The 22,519-nt window shown below is 42.9% G+C and carries 27 protein-coding genes; 18 read left to right on the forward strand and 9 right to left on the reverse strand.

Translation table 11 applies throughout. From position 1 onward, the window contains the following. Positions 1 to 48: 48 nt before the first annotated feature. The 6 genes from WFK81_RS13520 to WFK81_RS13545 all read right to left on the reverse strand — a co-directional run bounded on the left by WFK81_RS13520 (position 49) and on the right by WFK81_RS13545 (position 6,475). Positions 49 to 273, reverse strand: coding sequence for a hypothetical protein (locus tag WFK81_RS13520; RefSeq protein WP_336786931.1), 225 nt, complete (start codon positions 271 to 273; stop codon positions 49 to 51). Between the two features lie 224 nt (positions 274 to 497). Further along, positions 498 to 746: a hypothetical protein gene (locus WFK81_RS13525; protein ID WP_336786932.1), complete on the reverse strand. Its 249-nt coding sequence runs from the start codon at positions 744 to 746 to the stop codon at positions 498 to 500. Positions 747 to 1,048: 302 nt separating this feature from the next. Continuing rightward, positions 1,049 to 1,957: a hypothetical protein gene (locus tag WFK81_RS13530; protein ID WP_336786933.1), complete on the reverse strand. Its 909-nt coding sequence runs from the start codon at positions 1,955 to 1,957 to the stop codon at positions 1,049 to 1,051. A 1,385-nt stretch (positions 1,958 to 3,342) separates the two neighbouring features. Beyond that, positions 3,343 to 3,732, reverse strand: a complete 390-nt coding sequence (locus WFK81_RS13535; protein ID WP_336786934.1) for a hypothetical protein — start codon at positions 3,730 to 3,732, stop codon at positions 3,343 to 3,345. Positions 3,733 to 4,890: 1,158 nt separating this feature from the next. Then, a complete protein-coding gene (locus tag WFK81_RS13540) occupies positions 4,891 to 5,274 on the reverse strand; it encodes a hypothetical protein (protein ID WP_336786935.1) in 384 nt (127 codons plus the stop codon). A gap of 130 nt (positions 5,275 to 5,404) precedes the next feature. Next, positions 5,405 to 6,475 (reverse strand): tyrosine-type recombinase/integrase, encoded by a 1,071-nt coding sequence (locus tag WFK81_RS13545; protein WP_336786936.1) that lies wholly within the window; start codon positions 6,473 to 6,475, stop codon positions 5,405 to 5,407. A gap of 441 nt (positions 6,476 to 6,916) precedes the next feature. On the opposite strand from WFK81_RS13545, the gene WFK81_RS13550 reads away from it, so the two are divergent. The 3 genes from WFK81_RS13550 (at position 6,917) to WFK81_RS13560 (ending at position 8,471) form a co-directional block, all read left to right on the forward strand. Beyond that, the gene (locus WFK81_RS13550) at positions 6,917 to 7,261 is read left to right on the forward strand and encodes a hypothetical protein (RefSeq protein WP_336786937.1); all 345 of its coding nucleotides are present in this window, start codon (positions 6,917 to 6,919) and stop codon (positions 7,259 to 7,261) included. A 217-nt stretch (positions 7,262 to 7,478) separates the two neighbouring features. Further along, the gene (locus WFK81_RS13555; protein WP_336786938.1) at positions 7,479 to 7,841 is read left to right on the forward strand and encodes a hypothetical protein; all 363 of its coding nucleotides are present in this window, start codon (positions 7,479 to 7,481) and stop codon (positions 7,839 to 7,841) included. Positions 7,842 to 7,874: 33 nt separating this feature from the next. After that, positions 7,875 to 8,471 (forward strand): cell wall hydrolase, encoded by a 597-nt coding sequence (locus tag WFK81_RS13560; protein WP_336786939.1) that lies wholly within the window; start codon positions 7,875 to 7,877, stop codon positions 8,469 to 8,471. Positions 8,472 to 8,500: 29 nt separating this feature from the next. Here the strand turns inward: WFK81_RS13560 and WFK81_RS13565 are convergent, their stop codons facing one another. Together WFK81_RS13565 and WFK81_RS13570 are read right to left on the reverse strand one after the other, a co-directional pair. Beyond that, the gene (locus WFK81_RS13565) at positions 8,501 to 8,896 is read right to left on the reverse strand and encodes a hypothetical protein (RefSeq protein WP_336786940.1); all 396 of its coding nucleotides are present in this window, start codon (positions 8,894 to 8,896) and stop codon (positions 8,501 to 8,503) included. Between the two features lie 138 nt (positions 8,897 to 9,034). Then, positions 9,035 to 9,832 carry an abortive infection family protein gene (locus tag WFK81_RS13570; RefSeq protein ID WP_336786941.1) on the reverse strand — a complete coding sequence of 266 codons (798 nt, stop codon included), beginning with the start codon at positions 9,830 to 9,832 and terminating at the stop codon, positions 9,035 to 9,037. 404 nt (positions 9,833 to 10,236) lie between these two features. On the opposite strand from WFK81_RS13570, the gene WFK81_RS13575 reads away from it, so the two are divergent. The 13 genes from WFK81_RS13575 to WFK81_RS13635 all read left to right on the forward strand — a co-directional run bounded on the left by WFK81_RS13575 (position 10,237) and on the right by WFK81_RS13635 (position 20,488). Beyond that, positions 10,237 to 11,025, forward strand: a complete 789-nt coding sequence (locus WFK81_RS13575) for a hypothetical protein (protein ID WP_336786942.1) — start codon at positions 10,237 to 10,239, stop codon at positions 11,023 to 11,025. Then, a complete protein-coding gene (locus tag WFK81_RS13580; RefSeq protein WP_336786943.1) occupies positions 11,015 to 12,667 on the forward strand; it encodes a terminase large subunit domain-containing protein in 1,653 nt (550 codons plus the stop codon). The genes WFK81_RS13575 and WFK81_RS13580 overlap by 11 nt, the downstream gene beginning before the upstream one ends. Positions 12,668 to 12,787: 120 nt before the next feature. Then, positions 12,788 to 14,227: a hypothetical protein gene (locus tag WFK81_RS13585; RefSeq protein WP_336786944.1), complete on the forward strand. Its 1,440-nt coding sequence runs from the start codon at positions 12,788 to 12,790 to the stop codon at positions 14,225 to 14,227. Between the two features lie 42 nt (positions 14,228 to 14,269). Continuing rightward, positions 14,270 to 15,388, forward strand: coding sequence for a hypothetical protein (locus tag WFK81_RS13590; protein WP_336786945.1), 1,119 nt, complete (start codon positions 14,270 to 14,272; stop codon positions 15,386 to 15,388). Between the two features lie 32 nt (positions 15,389 to 15,420). Continuing rightward, complete coding sequence (locus WFK81_RS13595; protein WP_336786946.1) at positions 15,421 to 15,879, forward strand: hypothetical protein; 459 nt, start codon at positions 15,421 to 15,423, stop codon at positions 15,877 to 15,879. Positions 15,880 to 15,937: 58 nt separating this feature from the next. Then, positions 15,938 to 16,864: an HK97-fold major capsid protein gene (locus tag WFK81_RS13600; RefSeq protein ID WP_336786947.1), complete on the forward strand. Its 927-nt coding sequence runs from the start codon at positions 15,938 to 15,940 to the stop codon at positions 16,862 to 16,864. An 85-nt stretch (positions 16,865 to 16,949) separates the two neighbouring features. Beyond that, complete coding sequence (locus WFK81_RS13605; protein WP_336786948.1) at positions 16,950 to 17,360, forward strand: hypothetical protein; 411 nt, start codon at positions 16,950 to 16,952, stop codon at positions 17,358 to 17,360. Positions 17,361 to 17,373: 13 nt separating this feature from the next. Further along, a complete protein-coding gene (locus tag WFK81_RS13610; RefSeq protein ID WP_336786949.1) occupies positions 17,374 to 17,808 on the forward strand; it encodes a hypothetical protein in 435 nt (144 codons plus the stop codon). Beyond that, a complete protein-coding gene (locus WFK81_RS13615; RefSeq protein WP_336786950.1) occupies positions 17,792 to 18,031 on the forward strand; it encodes a hypothetical protein in 240 nt (79 codons plus the stop codon). Before WFK81_RS13610 ends, WFK81_RS13615 begins: the two co-directional genes overlap by 17 nt. A 1-nt stretch (position 18,032) precedes the next feature. Continuing rightward, positions 18,033 to 18,635 carry a hypothetical protein gene (locus WFK81_RS13620; RefSeq protein ID WP_336786951.1) on the forward strand — a complete coding sequence of 201 codons (603 nt, stop codon included), beginning with the start codon at positions 18,033 to 18,035 and terminating at the stop codon, positions 18,633 to 18,635. Continuing rightward, a complete protein-coding gene (locus WFK81_RS13625) occupies positions 18,632 to 19,249 on the forward strand; it encodes a hypothetical protein (RefSeq protein ID WP_336786952.1) in 618 nt (205 codons plus the stop codon). Before WFK81_RS13620 ends, WFK81_RS13625 begins: the two co-directional genes overlap by 4 nt. After that, on the forward strand, positions 19,246 to 19,728 hold the full coding sequence (locus tag WFK81_RS13630) for a hypothetical protein (protein WP_336786953.1): 483 nt from the start codon (positions 19,246 to 19,248) through the stop codon (positions 19,726 to 19,728). Before WFK81_RS13625 ends, WFK81_RS13630 begins: the two co-directional genes overlap by 4 nt. A 13-nt stretch (positions 19,729 to 19,741) precedes the next feature. After that, on the forward strand, positions 19,742 to 20,488 hold the full coding sequence (locus tag WFK81_RS13635) for a hypothetical protein (protein WP_336786954.1): 747 nt from the start codon (positions 19,742 to 19,744) through the stop codon (positions 20,486 to 20,488). A gap of 70 nt (positions 20,489 to 20,558) precedes the next feature. Here the strand turns inward: WFK81_RS13635 and WFK81_RS13640 are convergent, their stop codons facing one another. Beyond that, positions 20,559 to 21,689: a hypothetical protein gene (locus tag WFK81_RS13640; RefSeq protein WP_336786955.1), complete on the reverse strand. Its 1,131-nt coding sequence runs from the start codon at positions 21,687 to 21,689 to the stop codon at positions 20,559 to 20,561. Positions 21,690 to 21,880: 191 nt separating this feature from the next. Here WFK81_RS13640 and WFK81_RS13645 point away from each other — a divergent pair, with 191 nt between their 5' ends. Then, positions 21,881 to 22,231, forward strand: coding sequence for a hypothetical protein (locus tag WFK81_RS13645; RefSeq protein ID WP_336786956.1), 351 nt, complete (start codon positions 21,881 to 21,883; stop codon positions 22,229 to 22,231). Positions 22,232 to 22,272: 41 nt separating this feature from the next. Beyond that, a complete protein-coding gene (locus WFK81_RS13650) occupies positions 22,273 to 22,491 on the forward strand; it encodes a hypothetical protein (RefSeq protein WP_336786957.1) in 219 nt (72 codons plus the stop codon). Positions 22,492 to 22,519 lie beyond the last annotated feature (28 nt).

The raw sequence follows: 22,519 nt of genomic DNA on the forward strand, positions 1-22,519 counted from the left end.
CCTCTTCCCACCACCAAACTAATTTGACTTTGATAGACACGCTCAACATCAGTTACTCAGAACCTCCTCAAGAAACACATTGTATGGAACCCATTCATCCAGAAGATAAACCTTCAACTCACTTGTACTCTCCACTTCTACATCCATCACGATAAAACCAAATGGCGACTCGATACCAGTTACCGAGATCGCCTCTCTTGATGAGCGTGTAATACCTTCCGTGATTTGCTCGACGACCTCAGTTACCTCAACCATTTTTACAATTTTGAACATTTCGTTTCGTCCTCTCATTATGTACTAGATATAATTTTGACTTTTGTACACGCTCAAACCGAATTTTTTTCTTTCAGTTCGTTTATTTTCTTACCTCTCACTATGTACTAGATACCAGAAGCGATTTTGTACACGCTATTCAAAAGTTTTTAAAACTTTTTCTAGTTACATTTTGTATCATCCAACCGTGTAGTTGGCTAACCTATGAACATGGTGTGCATGGGTTAACAAGCACACAATTCTAGTTCTAGCTCATGTTCTGCAATGTCCTGCAAATGTTCTGCAATACACTGCTCGACCAACGGTACAATTCTATCTACATCCAACACACGACAATCATTGACCCAATATTCCGGTTTCCAAAAGTCACCAGACACTTCGACGGTTATAAAGTAGTCGCCAACATAGATAATGTCATCCTTGATTGTACACTCGATCAAGGCAGCATCCAGTCTTGCTTTGATGTCCAACACCCGCATATAATCACCTCTCACAATGTACTAGACACAACTTGAAAATTTGTACACGCGTCCTAGGCATTTAATTTATCGCCGCCAACGGTGTTCTTTTCTGTGCCTTTTTTCTTCTCATAATTTACTAGATACAACTTTCAATTTTGTACACGCTTGAAAGAGAATTTTTTTCGTACTTCCCTCTCATTATCTACTAGATACAAGTCGAAAGTTTGTACACGCCAAACCTAAAATATTTTCGGCAATTATGACCAGAAAAAAGAACAGAAAAAAAGACGGCTTTCGCCGTCTCTCATCTGGTACTATTTCAAATTGTTCAATGAAAGATTGAAGCCCATACCAGCAAATGGAGCATACATCGAACGAGCGCCCAATTCTGGTTTGATGATCTCAACCATGTCTGGAACTTTGACCACTTCGCGAATGTCCTTTACTGCTACTCGAACACTAGAACGAACCATCACACGCTTAACCTTCCGTGCCTTCACTGTTTTGACAATGGAAGCATATTCAACTTGTTTCATTGGTTTGCTGTCGGAATCCATGCCCATGTATTCTTTGTACATCTCGCGTACTCGCTTGATAATGCGGTCACATCTGGAACCCAACTCTTCGTCAATCTCGCGTTTTGTGTAACCTTTCAGCAGTCCCATGAAAACAGTTTTTTCACTGTCGGAAAGACCGTCTTTCCAGTTCTCCATAAAATCAGCGCGTTCCAGACGGTTATAATCTACGGTTTCAGTAGATGGTTGAAATTCATTAGTCAGAGCGTTGAACTCTTCCGAATGGAAATCGCCCACAGCACCGAAAGCGCCTTTATGTAAAGAAAATCCATTTAGCAATTTAAAGTTTTGTTTGATGTAAATTTTTGAGAATGCCGCATAACGACGAACTGCGGTCTTTGTTGCATCTTTCGCAACTCGTTTAATGTTCCGGTAAAAGAATTCGAATTTATCCATGCTGTAAGGTTTTGAAAGGAATGTTACCCATAATGACTGTTGGATATCTTCCCATGAAACAATGTTCCCAACTTCGCGTGAAACATTGCGACAAATTTTCTCTACTGATTTCGACTCAAGCTGTAACGCTTGAAAAAGAATTTCTTCGCTTGTAGCTTCTGGAGTAAGTAAAGTTACTTCGTGTTTTTTCTCCAGTGATTGGATGAATGCGCGTCCTTCTTCTGTCATTTCGATTCGTTTAATTGTTGTCATGGTTTATTGCTCCTCTTCGTTATTAGTGTATGTTATGTTGTATTATTATCTACTACATAGTAGTACGCATAAGGCGCGAAAAAGTTTCGCGGTTTCACTAATAATTTTAAAAATATTTTTGTTCTCATAGTGTACTAGATATGAGGAGATATTTTGTACACGCTACTGCTAAAACTTTTTTCGGGGAATTTTTAGAACACTTAAGAACACCGTGTTCTAGAGTTGTTTGTCTTCATATTCTACTAGATACGAATCGGCATATTGTACACGAATAGAGAAAAAACTTTTTCGAAGAAAATCGGACAAAAAAGAGCGTAAAAGCGCATTTTTCATGAAAATAGTAATATGTACGAATAGTATTAACACAAGATATAGTATGCTAGTAATATAGAAGCATAGTAATAGATACTATATATTGTGTTCGTTTCTAATCGATTTTCATTTTTCGAGTAAGGCTAGTACCCATGCCGATTTGAAATAAAACGGTTACATGATCATTTATCGGAATTGGGAATAGTGATAACAATTGTTTATTGATATGATAAACCATGTTCGCCGCGCCCATTCAAATAGTTTGGCGCCGTATGTAATATGATAAGTTTTACTTATCATTTTATGATCATATGTTAGTTTTGTTTATCATTATGTACTATCATAGTTTAGTTTATCACTATTCGACAAGTGATAAGTATTGTTTATAATCGCATACTATCAGCTAAATAATAATGATTCTCATTAAAAAAAACGGTACGAATGTAAATAGTAATTATTACAATTTACTTTACTTCTGGTCTCCTGTCGCTCCTGCTCGCTTATTATAACAAGGAATATCATAAGCGAATGGGGCTAATTTACTAATCATTATTAAATGATAATTACTCTAAAAAGGCGGGGGTGCTTGTCTATTACCATTCGAGATTTTCCTCGTCCGAAGCTCACAATCCCAGTAGTACCAAGGGGTACACTCTCTCACACTTTTCTATACTCCAGATTCCCAGATAGACCGATCTCAAAAAATCGGGTCGGACTTCTGAACACACCGTATGACCGTTTATGATAATTCATATGACTCAAATGGAATATCGCTTTATACTTTCCGAGTGTGATCTAAGACTCCTAGCTTCCGATCTGAGACACTCTTACCGATCTCGTAGGTATAACAGTCTCCCTTATTTATGTACCGGCTCTAGCAGGAGCTCTATGCAATCTGTGTCCTCTGGGGTTCCATAAGCTCGGGTGTGCATACGATCGAACGGTTACCCCTGGCATCGTATGACACCCCGTTGCACACTAGTCCATACAAGAATGCTTCCGTCCGCACAGCAGCTCTCTTAAGCTCTCTGGGTATAAAAAAGAACCGGAGGTCGTCCGGTTCGGGATGATGCCTATAATTTCATGAAATCTTCGCTAAACCCTAACATCATCTCTTCAAGCTCTCCGAGCTCATCAGAGCCATCGTCATACACTAACTCACGAAACACTTGAGCTGCGAACTTTTTATCCACGACCTGTTCTTCTACCATACGACGAAGCTCATTATGTAGGAAGTGTACGCCCCTCATGACAGTTCGCTCACCGTTTTCTTCTTCCGAGAAGTCCAAAAGGTTTAAGATGTGATTAGCTGGCTCCAACATGCAGCGTTCAGTCTTAATGGAGTCAGTAAGGAATTCAATGAAGCACTGATACACAAATTCTTTCACTTTCACAGACTTGAATGGAACAACGACGAATGTTTGGCGACTTGCGAATTGCATGATCTCTTTTTGATTTTTCATATGTGTTTGAATTCCCTTCATATTCAAGTTTGTCGATTTATATAAAAGCCGAATTGGCTGGAAACAAAGACTGCAACATTTTGAAATTTTCCTACGGAACGCAGAAATAGCCCTTCATGTGATCACCTCCAATATGAAATAGAAATAACTACTGTGCATTCAAATTGACAGAAATAGACTTTGAATTATTCAAAGCACAACTTGAACTAGTAGACAGACCTACCCCTAGGGGATTAGTTAGTCTTTTTGGGTGGAGACAAACTGGCTATTGTCTCCCCGCTTATATTGAGTTGAAATGTTGCTCCATTCTACTCATATCTTCTACTAGTCGGTGCAATCAATTGTTCAATGTCCGCAATCTATACCTTCTGTTAATTTGAATAAACAGTAGTGAACATTCTATTCATTGTTGGTAATCACTTGAAAGGCTTAAAGTTCTCTAATAGGTCTTACTCAAAACTCGGGTTTCCAATCTCCCGAAAAAATTCTATATAATAGGTCTTATTCAAATAAAGTGGGGTTTCCGATCTCCCCGTTAATTAAAAAAGTATGCGTCCAAGTTACTATCCGCTGGATTGTTCCCTATGGTCGCTACTACGCAATGGACTCTCCGTCCTACTTGCAATCAAAAAAGGTCTTTCTAATACTCAACAATCACATAGTTTTTGTGACATGTTAGGCTCCGCATAGCAACTATGTAACGGACACCTTTGTCCGTAGGCTAGATGATCTTCATCTCGCTCGGCCAATTTTGAAATTGCCGAACCAAGCCTCAGTCGTGTTATCAATAGTCTTAAAAAATATCAATGTGTCTCTGTCCCATAAACCTAAAATATCAATGTGTCTCTGTCCCATAAACCTAAATACTATGAATGGTGTTCCTGTCCTAAAATCCTCTAAAATACTATGAATGTGTGTTCCTGTTCCATAATTCATCGTAATCATAATAAACTTACATCAAAACTAAGTACAATTCTCCATGTCTTAATAAGTCAATACTGTAAAAAGTCACGATATAATACAATTCATTGGCATCAACCTCCTTTGATAAGGACAATATTACCATGACTCTAGCAGATCATGCAACCATAAATTTACACGATATAACAAAAATACTCAGGACTATAAGCCCTGAGCCATATGTTTGGGTGCAAGAAACTATTTAATTGCCTTTTGAGCGGCTTCGGTTTCCTCGATGTATTCCTTACGAATCTCGTCCCGTTTGGAGCTATCTGTTTCAGTAGAATACAACAGAACATATCCACCAGCTTGACCAACATGCTTTATTGCTTCGATCTCTTTCTTGTTGGATTCCTTTCCCCACTTGTCCATGTAAAACTTCACTTCGTTCTGGACATCTGGGACATCGGTCTGCTTGATCGCATCGTCCATCGTACTGATCAGGGCTTTGGTGTCTGCGGCGAAGTCTTTATCAACTCCTGTTCCGCATCCGGTCAGTGCAATTGTAGTGGACAGGACTAGTAAAGCAGTTACCTGTTTTCGTTTGCTGTGAATCAAATGTTTCTTCAAGAACTCTTTCATTATCTATCAACTCCCTGTATGTTGAAAACATTTGTTAATAATATCAAGTCTACTCCATATTGACAAATAGCGACAAGTAGCTTAACCCACCTAACTTATGAACACCATGTTCATCTCATCAAGTGTTCAGTTACTCGCCTCCCATGAATTTGTTTGCCAGCATGTCGGCTGGGTTATTGCTGATAACTCGCTTGGTGTGGTCGTAGCGGCGAGTCGTAGCCAGGTCACTGTGTCCACCCATGTCGGCTACATCTTGGATAGGAAGACCAGACTCAAGGGCTTCGGTAAACCAAGTGTGTCTCAAGCAGTGTGGGCTTACATCTTCTGCCGAGATGCCAGCGCGATCAGCGACCTTCTTAATGACATAGTAGACTGTCTGGGTCGTGATCGGCTTTGGCGCGGCAGTCTCTATATTGAAGTGACCAACATTGCTGGTGTGGCTGGCGAGCAAATAATGGTTCTTATCAATATAGGTCAAGCCTCTCAGCTCAATGTACTTGTCAATCATGACCTTGATCGTCGAGGAGATCACGACAATGCGCTCCTTCTTTCCCTTACCTTTAATCTCGATAATATCCTTGCCGTGAGATGTTCTGATCTGACCGACAGTGATACTCACCAGTTCAGCTCTACGCATACCGGTAGTCGCCAGCAATAGGACGATGATGCGGTTACGCAGGGCTTCGATATCGGTTCCTTCCATTGTAACGCGAACGAGCTTTTGTACTTCCTCAACAGTTAGGCAGCGAGTATTGCTATAACGCTTGCTCTGAGCCATCCTGTTGAGTCCTTCCTTTGCAGAGAACGGATTATACTCCATGATGCCTACCTCGTGACGGCAAAGATACTGGTAGAATGCCGACAAACTAGTCAATTTCCTGTTGATCGTTGACTCTGCTCTCCCCTTCATTAGCAATTGGTCACGGAATTCCTGGGCAGATGCTACATTGACTGACAGGACTTGGCTCAGTGTTAGCTGGTTTAAGCTTTCTACATTAAAAAACTCACTGATATCATTGATGTAAGCGCGGCGTGTATTGTTCGATAATGACTTAGTGAAAAGATCGCACTGTGCAACAAACTTTTCTTTTGGAATAATGGCACTCCTGCTATAAATTTCTTGGATTGCTTGTAGCGCCTCGTCTTGTTTTTTCTTGAGTTCTTTTATTTCACTTCCTTGTACTACTAATGTTTTCCTCATATTTGATATCCCCTTAACGGTTTTTCTAGTTAATTCCATTATAATCGCTTATGATATTCCTGTCAAACGCTTTGTTTTTTTGTGATTTCCCTTGATTTTACGCCATTTTTTATAAATATCAGCAATTTTTTTCGGTTTTTTAACACTTTTTTTGGGATTTTGCAATAAGTAAGTCGTAGCCGTCAGGGGAATGTATAGGGATTAGTTTAATACCAGCTTAATACCAGCAAACATCTGAACACGGTGAAACATAACATACTATTGTAACGAGTTGGTGATCGAATGGTTTCATCAATAGATGAGTCAAAACAGGAACCCTCAAATCCGAAGCCAAGCACTCGTAGACGACCACCAGATTGGTGGATTGCCAAGTATGGAGCTTGGACGAAGGAGGACTTCCAGTTCATTAAAAAAATTCAAGCCGATGAAGGAGGTGAGATCATGGCAAATATCTCCCCTAAAGAACAAATGTATCGTTCAGTCTCTTATAAGAAGGTTGAGGTCATTCAAGGACTGCTCCGCTTCTACCATGACTTCAAGGCACAGGCGGCAGAAGACTTCACCGAGGAGCTTGTCTGCATCTATGTTGACATCGACAAAGCCATGAAGGAGATCAAGATGACTGATCGGCAAGGCGAAGCGATCAAGCTCTACATGGAAGGTTGGACAGAGGAAGAAATTGGAAATAGAATGGGCGGCATTACCCACCAAGCAGTCCACAAGCTGGTCATGAAGGTGTGTAGTAAAGTCTCGGATTACTTGGGTGGTGAGGACAATGAAAACTAACCCAGTGCAGAAGATCAAAGATGCTAAGACACCACAGTTAAAATACGATGGTTCTGCACAGCATGATGAGGACTCTATGGACTCCTTTAGAGCCTCCTCTATCAAGGCTGTGCGGCTAGGATAGGATGATTTACAAGTTTTAAGAATTAAGGGGTTGCAATTTAATTTTTGAATCGAGGCTACTATGTAGGAGCTGTCGGGGAGGGTGGTATTAGGTATGAAGTTAAGATTAAGCAATGGAGAGGTAATAGAGCTGCCTTCCACTGTAAGAAATGAGAATGGTGATGAGATAGCTGTTCCAGAGGAAGAAAGACTCCAACTCGTAAACGAAATCCTTGCTAAGTACCCAGAGGAATTCCAATATATGAGTCGGATGTTTGGAACGAGATGTGGTGTGCGTCAGGACAACAACAAGATGGTCAAGATCAAGTTGGACATCCTCGCCACTTACCTTATCCGGTCTGACGAAAAATATACGAAGGATGTTATGTCTCGCTACAAAGAAGAGAAGCGTCCATTGCAAGAGGTCGCGTTCAGCCAGTTCAATCCAGACCTTGTTGACATGAACGGCTGGCATTAAACATAACATCCTATCATCTCAGGAGGAATGTCTTTGAAGAAGAGGTACGCAATCGCAGTGATAATGCTAATGCTCCTCTCTTTGGTGACTGTCAGGGACAACGGAGGGAAAGAAGATCATCCCTCCCCTGCCCCAATTCGGTCATTCGATACCTATGAACTCCGTGCTCTTAAGTTAGAGACACCGAAGCCGATACAAAGACTACCAAAGAGTCCAGCAAAACCGAAACACCAAGTTGCACCCTCTATTGAAGAGCCAATATCTAAATCTTACTCGGATGATGACCTTTACTGGTTGTCCCGAATCGTATCAGCCGAAGCAAAAGGTGAGCCGATAAAGGGTCAAATTGCTGTTGCGAATGTGGTTCTGAATAGAGTTGCCAGTGGCAAGTTCCCAGGCACGATCAAAGGAGTGATCTTCGCGAAAGGTCAGTTCTCCCCTGTCAGTAATGGGTCTGTGTACGACAAACCTACGAAAGAAGCTATCGAGTCAGCTGAGAAGGCTCTGAACGGTGCAAAGGTTATCGAGAAAGATGTCTATTACTTCTTTGAAGGGAGATCAGCAACTTCCCGATGGAGTAAGTCCCGCAAGGTCGCAGCTAGGATAGGACATCACACATTCACTTATTGATGAGAAAGAAAATAATGTGTTTTTTTATTTTACACTCGCTTGATCTGCTTAATCAGTTCACCGATTTCTTTAATGTAATTACCTAACGCAATAGAAAGTTGAGCCTTAACTACACTTTTCATCATTCTGAATTCTTCCTGATATCCTCTGTAGAAGATTGTGTAGTTAACCTCATATTTAGCTACAGGAGTCGCTTCTACAATCTTAATTTTGGCCTTTGATAGTTGCTGTCTAGCGTCCAAGTAGTCACGATTGATAAAGTCCAATACGACCTCAGTTGAGACCATATAAAGGTCTTTGAAGGTCGATTCAGAGTACTTTAAGTCGTCCATATTGGTATCAATAACATGTATAAGCAAAGGCAGCAATACACACTTACGGATTACTAATAATTCATCTTGGGTAAGTAATTGAGGTTTATCCATTAAAATGCTCCTTGTATCCAAATAAGAACATGCGTTCTATTTTATAGTATGGAGCAGTATTAGTAAAGTTGTATTACTACACCAACAACAAAAACCCACCAACTAATGGTGGGTTGATCGTTTGGTATTAGATTGAATTTACTTTGAACTTGTTTTCTTATTTTCTTTTTTGAGAATGCCTTTGTTTTGCTGGTATTGAAATGTTCCAAATATAAAAGAAGCAATCGTTTTTGAGGCATTGACTACTAATATAGCATGATGTGCATCTGGCTCATATTTCCTTGAATGCGAATCACTTATTACATTTCTTATCGTTCCGAGTCCTTGAACTGTGCTTGCAAGCCCTGTAATAACTTGCTTTAATGGTTCAATTATTTCTGGTTTCGATGGGTCAAGGTTAAGTACCTTTCTGGCGTCATTAGATAATTTAACTATATCATTTTTAGGGTCAGGGTGCTCTCCTGAAATGGTAAAAATTATTTCCTTTAGAACACCTTCTAAAAGACTTCTAGCATTCGTTATAGCGCCAGCGTAATCATTCTCTAGTATCTTTTTATCACATTTTTTAAGCTCATCTCTTATGTGATCATAAGTCAAAAAACTAGGAGGATTAAATTCAACAGGAATAAATTGAACTGTAATTGAACGCTCTCTTACAATATCAATAAATGGATTAAAGGTATCTTGGATAAATAATAACGCACCTCTATTGTGATTATTACTATCGTATGTATAGTCTAAAAACTCTTCCATATCCAACGATGATTTGATTACATTTGGAACTTCTAGATTTTCTTCTTTGCAAATCTTAATAATGATTAATCTAGCTTTTTCATACGCTTCATTATTTGCATCTCTGAGAAACTCTCCTTTTTCAAAGCATCTTTTTATTTCTGTTTTTACTTGCACCAAAATATCAACTGGATTTTCGACCACTATTTCTCATACCTCCAAAAAATCTATATCAATACTTAATAAGCAGATCAATTTATTCGTCGGAATTAAATCATCGTCTAATATATTCCATTAAGTATACCAACAATCCTGCCTTTTTTTCGAAAATTCTCAAAAAATAGGTTGCAAAACAGCCCAACCATGTACGATACCTGTGAGAAGGTTAGTTCCTTCCAATATTAGTGAGTTAGTGAGGAGAGCGTCCTGCTCTCCCCTACTCATTCAATTTCATTCCAAATTTGAGGCAAAGCCTCAACCACCCCTTTTGAGTGCCGTGGGTTCCCCTCCCTTCCCTACGGTGCTTCAAATTTGTAATGAAGCGAAGACCTCTGAACACCGTGTTCAGGGGTCATTTTTATTTATACGGTGAAAGGATGGTGAGATAGATGGCAAGAAGCAAGCGCCCAAAGATGGAAACAAAAGAAGAACTGGTCGCCTACTTGGAAGCTAACCAAGAAATCGAACTTCCTTTTAATGAGGAAGTTTGGGACAAAGCAGTTGATGCTACAGCCGACAAAGACCGGAAGTTCAAAGAGATCAAGACAACCGACTTTGAGGGCAAAGAAGTCACAAAGAAGATTCCGAACGGCTCTGTTAGTCCTGTCGGAAAGTATTTTCAAATGATGGCTCTTCCCCAGTATCGTAATCCAGTTGATACAAGCGAGCTTGATGATGACTGGCTTGATGAAGAAAGCGAAACCGAACTTGACTTCGACGATGAAGAAAAGGAAGAAACGGTATCGACTTGGATTCAGATGTTCTTCGATGGCATTGGTGCGAATGATCGCAAGTTCGTCGTTGATCGTTTGAGTAACTACTATGACAACTATGAGCTTAACGAAGGTGCCGACAAATTCCAAGCTGCTAAGGCTGTGCTCGATGAGCTTGAGATGCGAAACCTCATTAAGATGAGGAACAAGGGTAAGGATGTCGAGGCTCGAATTGAGAAATGCCAGAAGAGTTATCTTGCCCTACTCGACTCACTCAAGGCACAGAAGAAGCAACGCGGTGCTGGTGACGACGAAGGCAAGAACAAGTTCACACTTTTCGTTGATGAGCTTGAGAAAGAAGGTCGGCTTGTAGAGAAGAAGGACACCTCCTACACCTCTGACGACATTGATCGACTGCTTGTTGAGTTCGAGCAGTCCATGAGGACAGTCTATTATGAAGGCTAGGAAACAGAAGGTTACGAGCGGCAAGGCTATTAAGCGGAATGAGCTTATTGCTCAGTCCATTGCTTACTACAGAAGGTGTCCAGATAAGTTCTGTGAAGAAATCCTTGAGATCAAGCTCAACCTCTACCAGAAGGTTCTGATTCGAGCCTTCTTCAAAAAGAAATACTCCGCTTGGGTTCTCTCAAGGGGTCTGGGTAAGACATGGCTTGGCGCGCTTGCGCTGGTCGTATACGGTATGCTCTACCGTAATACACTGATCGGGGTTATCGCTCCCTCCTTCCGTCAGTCCAAGATTCTTGTCGAGGACAAAATCATCAAAGACTTAATGGACAGAAGCCCGTTCCTTAAGTCAGAGATCAAGCGTGTTATTGTCAACATGGCAGAGGCTAGGATTGAGTTCTATAACGGCTCTCGTATCATGGCTGTGCCGACTGGTGACGGTAACAAGATTCGGGGATATCGTTTCCATGTGCTCATGTGTGACGAGTACGCCCAGATCAAGAAAGAGATTCTTGACCTCGTAGTAAACCCGATGATGAATGTTAAGAGGGGCTATGAAGTCGGCAAGACCGAGTACGATGACGACATCGGCAACCGGCTATTGATTACTTCCTCTGCCTACTTCCGACATAACCACCTGTACGCGACATTCAAGCAGTATGTTGATGAGATGGCAAGTGGGAATGATAAATACTTTGTTTGCGCTCTTTCTTACAAGGTGGGGTTGCAAGTTGGGCTTTTCGACAGCGATCACATTGAGAAGGAAAAGAAGCGGCTGTCTCCTGTGGACTTCCGTATGGAGTACGAGTGCATCTTCCCCAACATGTCCGAGAACGCTTGGATTGAGCCGAAGGACTTGGAAGAATGTTCGGTACTTAAGCACATCGAGATCAGCGGTGACAAGAAATTCGAGTACATCATGTCACTCGATGTGGCGCGTGTAGAAGGCGGCGACAACACTATCCTTCATGTGTTTAAGCTATTGTGGCGCAAAAGCCACCTTGAAAAGCACCTGATCTACACGCTCTCCATGAATGGTGAAAAGTTTGAGGCTCAGGCAAGTAATATTCGTCAGGTCTTAAAACGATTCCCTAACACCATCCGAATCTATATGGATACTCAGACAATCGGCCAAGGTCTTGCAGACGAACTGTCTAAGGAATACTGGGACTTCGAAGACTTGAAGAGCTACCCTCCACTAATCGATGTCAATGACGAGCAAGCGGTCAAGAACATTAAGGGCGGCGTACCTCTGATCTTCGGCATCTCCCCTACACCGGAACACAATCACCGGATGGGCATGGCAGTCAAGAAGGACACGCAGAAGCGTCACCTTAAGATGTACAGCCTTGATGCTGGTGAGGAAAATGTGAAGAAGGGTGATGAGGTTCAAACCGTCCTAGCAGAGCTTTCCGAAGAGGAAGAGAAACAAGTCATGGAAGCCGAGGCTACTAGACGCGAGGTACTAGGCATCGAAGCCAAGCCGCAAGGAATGTACTTTAAATTCGAAGCAGCTACAAAGCGAGGCAGGAAGGATAGATGGTCTGCTCTTGGTCTTGGGCTGTATGGTGCAGAACTGATCGAGACTGAACGGAACGAGGACGACGATGTTATCCTTGTCGGCTCAGTCGCAAGTAGATAAGAGGTGATTATGTGGATTTTATGAAAGAGTATTTCTCTGGTGTTGCTACTGGCTTTATTGCTGGTTTCATAGTCGGTTGTCTGCTGGTCGCCTCTAACTTCATATGAAAGGAGTGACACTGTGAGCGAAAATAATTATAAATTTGAGATGGCTGGAAGGGTTGCGGAATCGGATTCCTATAGCCGATACTATGCAAACAATTACGAGTCAAGCGGCTCTCCTAAAGGTTTCGATCTTGAAGCGATCTTCAATGACCCTCAAGGAAACATCGACAAAATCTTCTATCTTGGTAAATATTATTACGCCAAGTCTGGGATCATCATGAGGGTTATCAATATCATTCGAGACTTCGGAATCGACGGCATTGACTTTCATTATAAGAAAGAGAACGAGAAGGCTCAAAAGGTCATTGATGACTTCAACAAGCGAATCGGTCTTAAACAAGTAATGAGAGACATGATCTTCGAGCTTGCTCAATCCGGTAATGTCGCTGGGTATGATCGCGACGGTAAACGAATCGACATCTACCCTGTTACAAAAATCGAGGTTTCTCCTTTGATCGTCGGCAACAAGCCCGTTCTTCTATATAAGAACGAGATGTCGATTGATGACCTCACAGACTCGCTGCCTAAAGGCTTGGCGAAGAAATTGGAGCTGACATTTCCGAAAGAGCTTGCAAGAGGCTTCCGTAAAGGTGATGCCAAGATCGTTCTTGATGTGTCGAACACCTTCTTCCATAAAGTCAATTCGAGCCGGTATGAACCGTATGGCGTTCCATTCATCCTAACGGCGTTTGATGAGCTTGCTCATAAGACAGTCCTTAAGGAAGCTGAACGATCTACAGCGACAGGTATCATCGAAAAGATTCTATTGGTTCAAGTTGGTGACAAAGACCACAAGCCGAAGCAACCGGAGATCGACTTCTACAGCAACCTAATGACTGGTAAGAAAGGCTCGGTGAAGATCACCGTCCCTCATTTCGTTAACCTAAGTTGGGTTGAGCCAAAGACAGACATCTTTGGCACTGACAAGTTCGAGCAAGTTGACAAGGACATTCTTAATGCACTTGGAGTCTCCCTCACACTCATTCGAGGTGAAGGCGGCGGCAACTATTCCGAAGGCTTCATTGCTGTGAGCGGTTTAATCAAAACCATCGAGAGTTTGCGAGAGGGCTTAGTCCCTATCGTGAGAGAGTGGCATGTCAAAGAGCTTGAGCGTAACGGTATCAGCGAAGAATACTGTCCTGACACTGTGCTTAAGCCTATTGAGATCGACAAGTCTGCCAAGATCGAGCTGCTTCAATACCTCTTCCAAAACGCTGGCTTACCATACGAGGTTCTTTATAAGGAATCCGGTTACGACTACGATGTTGTCAAACTCATCCGTGAGAATGAAAACAAAGATAAGGTTGAAGACATATTCAAGCTTAGAGCGCAACCGTTCCAAGGTGGTGCTGACCCGAATAGCGAGGCTGGCGCACCGACGAAGAGTCTTTCTGCAAGGAAGTCAGACAAGAGTCAGTCAAATAACGACCAACCAAGACCTTCCACTTCTAAATAAGTGGTGGGTCTTTTACTTTGACTCTGGAAAGGTGGTGAGTATATGGCTAAGAAAAAAGGCACATTCATCGACATCTGTAATGCTGAAATTCTCACTAGCAAACCCGAAGGGCTTGAGATCGCTGGTTATGACGATCAAGACATCATGCTCATCAAGGCTGTCGCGATCACAGAAGGTGTCAACGCAAATGACGCACTGTTCGAGAGAGCTGATCTGGAAAGAGCTAAACGCACCCTCGTTGGCAAGCCGCTTAAAATCCGGTATGTCAATGACAACCCAACAGGACACGGTTACAACCCGAAGACAAACACATTTGACGAGATCGTTAAAGCGATCGGTGTCATCTATGATGTTGACGCTCAGATCGTACAACCTGACGGCACGACCTCCTACTATTGGAGTAGTGAGAATGAGCAACAAGAAGGTACTTACCAGCTTGTTGTCTACATGGGTGTATGGCAAAAATACTATCCAGAGATTGCAAATCGGTTAAGGCAACTCCATGCCACTGGCGACTTGAAGTTCTCAATCGAAGCAGAACGAGACTACGAGATCACACCAGAAGGATATCGGCGTTGTTTTAATATAACTTTCAACGGTCTTGCTGTTGTCAAGAACCCAGCTTTTGATAATGCAAGGTCGCTGGTAGTGGCAGAACTATTAGAAGGAGGAAAAGACAAAATGGACTTCGAGAAATTGTATAACGATCTGAAAGCGGAACACGCTTCCCTGGTCGCTCAAAACGCACTTGATGTTCAAGCGAAAACTACTGCTGAATCTGCTCTTGCAGAGACAAACGGTAGAGTCGCTGAACTTTCCGAACAACTTCTTGTCAAAGAAGGTGAGTTGAAGGAAGCTACTGCTGAACTTGCAACTTTCCGCTCTGAGAAAGAGATTGCTGAGAAAGCTCGCGTTGGTGCAGAGCGTCATGAAAAACTGTCTAAGTATGGCGAAGTATCCAAGACTGCTGATGAGCTGGCAGAGATGACGAAAGAGTCTTTCGTTGACCTGATGGCTGAGATGGTCGAAGGCTACCAACCTTCTGGTCAAGAGAATGCTGAGAACCACGGCGTTCAAGGTGCTTACTTCAACACTGACAAGCCCAACAAAGGTTCCAATAAAGCAAACCTGCTGGCTCTCGTAACTGGGCTTGCGAAGTAATTTAATCATCCAAATCAAGGAGGAAAAAGACAATGTTGCAAAAGCGTATTGATCTGGGTTCCCAACCCTTCGGTCTTGCCATCGCTGGTGAAGACATCGTAAAAGGTTCCGCTGTCGTTGTGAAAACGGTTGGCGGCGTACTGAAAGCATTCCTGCCGACAACTGCCGCAGAAGCTGATGCTGTGAAAGGCTTTGCTACTTTCCGCATCGAAGAATCCGGTGGTGCAGACAAGGACTTTGATGTAATCAAGAAAGATAAGCGTCTGGTTATCTACACTCTGGTTAAAGACAACATGTGGGGTACAACTCAATTTGTTGGAACACCTGCTGCTGACACTGATCTGGTTGTTGGTTACGAGGCTGACAAAGGTAAGCTTCGCGCTCACAAAGCTACTGGCGAAGACACTCGCCCTGCTCTGTTCTCTGCATATGAAGTCAACGCCGCTGGTGCTGGCTACACGGATGCAATGATTGATGTATTCGTGAAGTAATCTGACGAAAGACCCTTCGGGGTCTTTTTTATTACCCAAAAACAAGGAGGAAGTCTAAATGAACTTCATGGAATTGGCTGAACTGTTCGTCAAAGGTGAAATTTCCCCTACTGACGAGCGTCTTGTGAAAGCGGAAAAGCTGCTGAAAGAAATGGCTTCTACGGAAGATGGTCGTAACGAAATCGCAGAAGTAATCGCGATCTACCTTGACCAGAACTTTAACAAGTTCGATATCGCACCGTACATCTTCAACTATAAAAACTTCCAACTGGGTGACAAACCTGAGTTCCGGTTGAAGAAGAAAGGCATCAAAGCGTACTGGATTGCTCCAAACTCCTCGACTCCGAAGAGCCGCAACTACCAAGAGACGCTTTCGATGGAATTTGATTCGCTGTCTGTTCGTCCGGAAGTATTGCTTGACGAACTGAAAGCTGGTCGTGTATCCAGCTTGGCTGAATTGCTGTCGGATGCTAAAGATGCACTCCAAAGTGCAATCGTCGAAAAAGTCTTCATTATTCTGGGTCAAGTTTACAACGCAACAAGCAACGCAGACCTGTTCCTTGCTGACACATCTGCTCTGTCTCAAGCGTCCGTAAACAAAGCCATCGACGAGGTTGTTTACCGCACAGGCGGTCGTGCAACAATCATCGGCGACATGAAGCTCGTCAACCAAATCCGCGATTTCAGCGGTTACACTGACACGACTAAAGACGAGATCATGAAAACTGGTCGTATCGGCGTATATCGCGGTGCGAACATCATGTCCGTATCCGAAGTCAAAGACGAAGCGACTGGCAAGATTCTGGTTCCTCAGAACCGTATTTATGTCGTATCGCAAAAACTGGGTTACGCTGGCACTTATGGCGACTCGAAGTTCGGTCAAGAGTCTTCGATTGAAGACTGGACTTGGAACGCTCGTATCGACAAAGAGTGGGGCGCGACTATCACTGACCCGAACGGCATGTTCGTAATCGAGGTTCAGTAACATCTGAACACGATGTTCATGGGTAGGTATGGGTACGCCCCTCCTACCCTCTTTTTAATTTCAATCAACCAAAGGAGAGGTTAAAGTGGAAAAAATCAAAGTTACCAACCTTACTGCAAGTCCGGTCAACATCAACCTTACTTCGTTAAACGGGAAAGTTGTTCCTGTTAAGCCAAAAGCTTTCGCATTACTGTCTGCTGACGAATTGGCGTATGTACGCAATACTTCCACTGCGTTCGAGCGCGGCACACTGAAAGTTGATAATATTGATGCTGTTCCTGCCGAGATCGACATCCCTACATCTCCAAATGCTCTGACGGACGCTGATATTGCAGCTATGCTTAAAAAGCCGCTCAAGCAAGTTCAAATTGCACTTGAGGACATTGACAGCGTAAATGTTGTTCGTGCCATCCTGACTGCGGCAAAAGAGCAAGACAAATCCATCAAAGTTGTAGAAGCTATCGAAGCTCGTCTGAATGAACTGCTGGAAGCATAAGGGGGTGAGCTAGATGGCTACTCCCCTTTCTAATGTCATTGAGGTGATCGAGACTCTTAAGAGTGTCGAAGTGACCTATGCCAACGCTGATGTCCCTATCAAACACGCCAAGCTTGGTGTGACTCAAGCCAGTATTGCGCTTGATGTAGACTGGAATGTTAGTGACACGGAAATATCTGCCGACCTCACCACCAAGCAAGTCTACTTGTGTGGTTTGTACGCATTCCGCAACTTCGCCTTCCAAGACCATCATGGTTTGACGCAGAAGGCTGTAAACTTCAAAACGATCAACTTTGCAGTAACCGGATTGACCGAACGAGCAAAAGAGGCTATGCGTATCGTATGGTGGCTTGACACCGAGATTGCTAAGACCCTTGCGACTTTTGGAACAATTGCTATTGGTAGCGCGAGTGAGATGGGAGGTTCGACTGATGACACAACCGCATAACCACGAAACCATACAAGATGAATGTGAGTATCTTGGCTCCAAAGCCTTCTCGATCATCGAGCTGGTTGAGGTAGCTGGTGTGAGTCCGAAGAACTTCGAGATCATTCGCAAGAAACTCCTTAACCTCGGAAACGACATTAAGCGACTTGGTGACAAGTATGCTCCACCTGAAAAACCAAAGTATGTCTTGATGATGCCTTTGATTAAGAAGGACGGTGAGTGACATGGCATTCGATCTGCCAATTGATGATGTCACATCATATGTCGAAGAACTTCTCGTCCAGATCGGCGAGGACTGTGTGGTTGACGGTGTTCCGACTAAGATCATGATATCCGACTTGCAGAAGGCTTACAGCAATATTGATGAAAACTCGAAGCAAGCTGTCGTGTCTAAGAAAATACCGATCAACAAAGGCTCTACCATCCAATTCACCAGCGGTAAAACTGCGCTGGTATACACCATTCCGAATGATGATATCGTAAGTCTCTCGATGACTGTCCTAATGTGTAACGCCAATGTTGAGGTGTTCCGTTATGGGCAAATATTCGATGAAGACCCAACGAGTAGCACATTCGGCGATATGCTCAACGATGGCGAAACAAGCAAGGGTATTGTTATCGGCTTCATTGAACGACTGACGGCACGAGAAAAGCAGTACGATGTCGGTCTTCTTCATGAGTCTGTGTTACGGTTTATATCCGATGTTGACTCTGACATTCAATTGGAAGACATTGTGGTCTTCAAAAACAAAAAGTACAGAGTCGTAGACATAGACGATATTACGGAAGGTCTGCATGTCGTACAGTTGGCGAGTGTTCGGTCATGACAGTGAACCAGCTTGGATTGTCTTTTGATGAGCAAGCACTATACAATGACCTACTCTATGAGTTTGCGTTAGCCGTACAAAATGCTGCTACCGATATCCTCTTTGCTATGAGAGCAGGTGCGACAGAAGCACTTGACGATGACACCGCATGGTTCGTTAAGCAGGAGGTTTTTAATCGCGGTATGGATGGGATTGTTTTCTATGTCGGGGCACAGCACTGGCTTGCCTTCCTTGACAACTATGGTACTGGTAGCTTGATGGATAAGAGCAATCCCTGGCTTGATGAATATATCCGCAGTGGGTACTTCAACAACCTTAGGAGTGGTGACATGGTTGTTGTCGGTCGTCCCGCTGGCACATATCAAATGCCTAACTTTGCTACCGGTCATGGCGAGATCACTCGGACAAACAAGCGAGGAACATTGGCTGGTCAAAACTTGGAGCAGAAAATCAACCCAAGAACCAAGAAGCCTTACTTTGTACCGGAAGCTCCCAAACACTGGCTTGAGCGAGCTATGAGGTATGCCAATGAATATCTCACAATCCATGTTGACAAGGTGTTCCAAAGTTTCAACTTCAACAACCCAAAATATCTGAGAGGAGGGATTCGATGAACTTAAAAGATATCACGGTCAGTATTTTTCAAGTCATTGTTCAAGACAAGGAGCTTCTTGATCTTCTAGAGGTTCCTGTGACAGATGTCAACGGAACACCAACAAGGCTCATGAAATCAATCCGTGAACAGATCGTCGAAGACAAGTATCCTAGTGATCTTGTCGTAGATAACTTGAGCAGACTGTGTGTTTATGAGTTACCATCTGTCCCAACCTCCAACCCAAATGTTGAAAAAGGTTGGCTTGAATTGGACATCTATGTGACCAAGGAAAAAAATATGGCTGATCGCCGTGTTCTACTGGTTGCAGAAAGGCTCATTAGTCTCTTAGACAATGAGAGGAGAAAAAGGCTGAACCTCTCCCCTGTCTCCGCTGGCGTTGGTCTTCGGTACTACAACCGATTGGCTAACATGCAAACAGATAGCCGTGAGTGGGTGAAGTACGGCTTGGTTTTCAATTATGATCTGATAAGACTATAAGGAGGAAATAACAATGAACAACATTCTCTACGGAGTTGGCAGCTCTATTCTGCGCGACTTCCTCGACGAGAAAAAAGTCGTTGCACTGTCCAAACTGAAAGATGTAACGATCTCCGGTACTGCGAACGATGAGAAGGTTTATGGCGGCGATAACCCATATGCGCTGGCTACTTTCCCGAAAGATAAAGCCATCACGGTATCCGCTACGAATGCAACATTCTCGCTGAACATGCTGAATGTTACGCAGGGCGCAGACATCACCACTGGTGTTGCGGTCTTCACTGATGTTGCGAGCATCATGATTCCATCTGACGGTCAAGTAACGGTTGACCATGAAATCGAAGGCGACCCAATCATCGAAGGCTTCACAAAAGCCACTGATCTGGCGACTATCGCAAAAGGTCAATACTTCGTTGACACGACTGATGCGAAACTGATTCACTTTGCCCCTGCCGATGCTGGAACTGAGGTTGACATCGTATTCGACTGGAAAACAAGCGCAGACGCGCAAACTCTGTCTGTCGGCAAAGACACGCTGGCTAAACCGTTCAAGTTTATCCATCGTATTCCGGTTTATGACGACAACAACCGTATCGTTGCACAAGGTCAGCTTGTTGTTTACAAGGCACAAGCTAAAAACGCATTCGAGTTCAACCTTCAATCTCAAACGGCTTACGCGCCTAAGATCGAGCTTGAAGCTCTTGACCCTAAACGCATGGACAAGAAGCTATGGGATTTCACCATTGCACCGGTTGTCTAATTGACCTATGAACACAGTGTTCTCAAGATAAAAGTGGGAGATTCCTTTAGGAGTCTCCCACTTTTTTTACTTATCTATGAGGACCACCTCGATCATATGGTCCACGGTCAGGTGGGTCGTGAGGACGAGGAGCTGGATGCGCTGGGCGATATTCAGGTTTTATATCAGTATATTGTTGAATTAAATACGCACCACCAATGTAATATTCGGTATTCTCTGGTAAATAGATTTCAACTCGCAGAATGTCATCCCATTCAACAAAAGCATCTGTATAACAGTCAAAATACATTTCACTTACCGGAATTCGGTATTTCGTCGACGAAGCTTTGCCCGCAGACAATGACCAAATCGCAATCGTTACTGTCGCATCGTCTGGGCCAGATATTTTTCTTATTTGGCATCCAAAACGAATAATCCCATTAAGTAATATATCGAGGTCTTGATATATTCCCGAAGGTGCTGGGGTTGTTTGGGGTATACTTTTAACGATTAAACAATGATTGTCAAAGTAACCATTTGGACCGTCAGATGGAACAGCTTGATAATGAGGACTTGGGATATTCCAGGATTCGGTCGATTCAAAATTCGCATTCCATAGATAAAGTGTAAAGCTTTTAACGCCCTTCCGAAACAAACCACCTTCCCCTGGCATTTCTATTGGCCTGATTGCTAAATTTGATCCGTCTTTTTCATGATCACATCTGTCAAAATCTCCACCACATTTTGGTCCTAGTTGTATTATTTGTTTCTCTCCCTGTTGTGGCTGTGGCATTTGATCTATGCAGTCTGACCATTCAGGGTGATCTCTCTTGAATCCCTCATTATCCGTAATTACACCCCTTAAATCCACTGTGAAGACATCTTTTTTATCCAATTTTGCAACCCATTGAATGACAAAACCATCTATAGATTTTTCCTGAAGGATTTGACTTAACGCCCCTGAAAACTTAACCATATGACCAGTGTTATCCACATACCCTTCGACATCTTTGGCTTTAGGTTCTACAACTTTCATATTTTCCCCGGGCCTTAATTTAATTAACTTCATTTTTTCTTCGCCTTCAACAGATACACAATAATACATATCTCGGTCCAACTTGTTTGTTAAGCTTTTAGGGTCAAATGTGTGGCTTTCGGGCTTCCCAACTGCGTCATACATCTCAATAACAGCCTCAATAAATGTGCTCCATCTAACAGTCATATTAATCCCTCCTAGCTAGGAGGGTTTCCATAATCTCACTTTCCGATTCATGTATACTCATATATCGAACAACAAAAGAGTTCGATCAAAAAAAATATGCTCTTTCATTTTTCATAGGGGTTGCATTATACAGCCCCTCCCGCTATTACTATGAAATCACTATTCCGCTCGACCAAAAAGGAGAGGTTAAGATGGCAGAAGATATTAGAGCTGTACTTGGATTGCCATATGATTGCAGTGGGTTTACTGATGGTAATTCCAGAACGGTGTATCCAGTTACGATGAAGAAATTCCCTTCCTTCATTGAGAATGTTCGATTCATAAATCCAAAGGCATTGTGGAACAACATGATATTTGATGAAGGCATTGCCGCAGTCACATATGTAATGAAGGAATCATTCAGAGATGACGATGTTGACGATGTGATGGAAAACATTAATGCTGGCAACTTTGTTGAGATCATTGACACGATTCTTACCATTAACGGCATCCCTACTCAGAAAGATGAGGACAAAGAAGGAAAAAACGGGACGGAGGTATAGGGTACAAGGAGGCTGTTAATGCAATCTTGACCTATACCTCCATGACACCGAAAGATATTTTGGATATGACTTATATCATGTTTAAGAATGTCATTGAGGGAATCGGAAGAAAACTGAACTGGGATATGAAGATGGCTCTTGCGTCATTGAGTCCAGACATAAACCAAGAAGACTTCCCTCTGTTCACGAAATCAAACGAAGAGAAAGTATTCCGCATGTCGGATGCTCTCGCTCTTCAAAGTAGAGCACAAGGCAGTTAGGAGACATCACCGTCCTCCTGGCTGCTAT

It is taken from the genome of Paenibacillus sp. MMO-177 (genome assembly GCF_037147795.1).
Lineage (GTDB): Bacteria > Bacillota > Bacilli > Paenibacillales > Paenibacillaceae > Pristimantibacillus.

Bases quoted from the DNA above. Each gene is read 5' to 3' on its own strand.
- WFK81_RS13530 (WP_336786933.1), bottom strand. From the start codon at position 1,957: ATGACAACAATTAAACGAATCGAAATGACAGAAGAAGGACGCGCATTC.
- WFK81_RS13545 (WP_336786936.1), bottom strand. From the start codon at position 6,475: ATGAGGAAAACATTAGTAGTACAAGGAAGTGAAATAAAAGAACTCAAG.
- WFK81_RS13640 (WP_336786955.1), bottom strand. From the start codon at position 21,689: ATGACTGTTAGATGGAGCACATTTATTGAGGCTGTTATTGAGATGTAT.
- WFK81_RS13580 (WP_336786943.1), top strand. From the start codon at position 11,015: ATGAAGGCTAGGAAACAGAAGGTTACGAGCGGCAAGGCTATTAAGCGG.
- WFK81_RS13610 (WP_336786949.1), top strand. From the start codon at position 17,374: ATGGCTACTCCCCTTTCTAATGTCATTGAGGTGATCGAGACTCTTAAG.
- WFK81_RS13635 (WP_336786954.1), top strand. From the start codon at position 19,742: ATGAACAACATTCTCTACGGAGTTGGCAGCTCTATTCTGCGCGACTTC.
- WFK81_RS13590 (WP_336786945.1), top strand. From the start codon at position 14,270: ATGGCTAAGAAAAAAGGCACATTCATCGACATCTGTAATGCTGAAATT.
- WFK81_RS13520 (WP_336786931.1), bottom strand. From the start codon at position 273: ATGTTCAAAATTGTAAAAATGGTTGAGGTAACTGAGGTCGTCGAGCAA.
- WFK81_RS13650 (WP_336786957.1), top strand. From the start codon at position 22,273: ATGACACCGAAAGATATTTTGGATATGACTTATATCATGTTTAAGAAT.
- WFK81_RS13535 (WP_336786934.1), bottom strand. From the start codon at position 3,732: ATGAAAAATCAAAAAGAGATCATGCAATTCGCAAGTCGCCAAACATTC.
- WFK81_RS13595 (WP_336786946.1), top strand. From the start codon at position 15,421: ATGTTGCAAAAGCGTATTGATCTGGGTTCCCAACCCTTCGGTCTTGCC.
- WFK81_RS13620 (WP_336786951.1), top strand. From the start codon at position 18,033: ATGGCATTCGATCTGCCAATTGATGATGTCACATCATATGTCGAAGAA.
- WFK81_RS13645 (WP_336786956.1), top strand. From the start codon at position 21,881: ATGGCAGAAGATATTAGAGCTGTACTTGGATTGCCATATGATTGCAGT.
- WFK81_RS13600 (WP_336786947.1), top strand. From the start codon at position 15,938: ATGAACTTCATGGAATTGGCTGAACTGTTCGTCAAAGGTGAAATTTCC.
- WFK81_RS13555 (WP_336786938.1), top strand. From the start codon at position 7,479: ATGAAGTTAAGATTAAGCAATGGAGAGGTAATAGAGCTGCCTTCCACT.
- WFK81_RS13630 (WP_336786953.1), top strand. From the start codon at position 19,246: ATGAACTTAAAAGATATCACGGTCAGTATTTTTCAAGTCATTGTTCAA.
- WFK81_RS13625 (WP_336786952.1), top strand. From the start codon at position 18,632: ATGACAGTGAACCAGCTTGGATTGTCTTTTGATGAGCAAGCACTATAC.
- WFK81_RS13540 (WP_336786935.1), bottom strand. From the start codon at position 5,274: ATGAAAGAGTTCTTGAAGAAACATTTGATTCACAGCAAACGAAAACAG.
- WFK81_RS13615 (WP_336786950.1), top strand. From the start codon at position 17,792: ATGACACAACCGCATAACCACGAAACCATACAAGATGAATGTGAGTAT.
- WFK81_RS13565 (WP_336786940.1), bottom strand. From the start codon at position 8,896: ATGGATAAACCTCAATTACTTACCCAAGATGAATTATTAGTAATCCGT.
- WFK81_RS13575 (WP_336786942.1), top strand. From the start codon at position 10,237: ATGGCAAGAAGCAAGCGCCCAAAGATGGAAACAAAAGAAGAACTGGTC.
- WFK81_RS13550 (WP_336786937.1), top strand. From the start codon at position 6,917: ATGGCAAATATCTCCCCTAAAGAACAAATGTATCGTTCAGTCTCTTAT.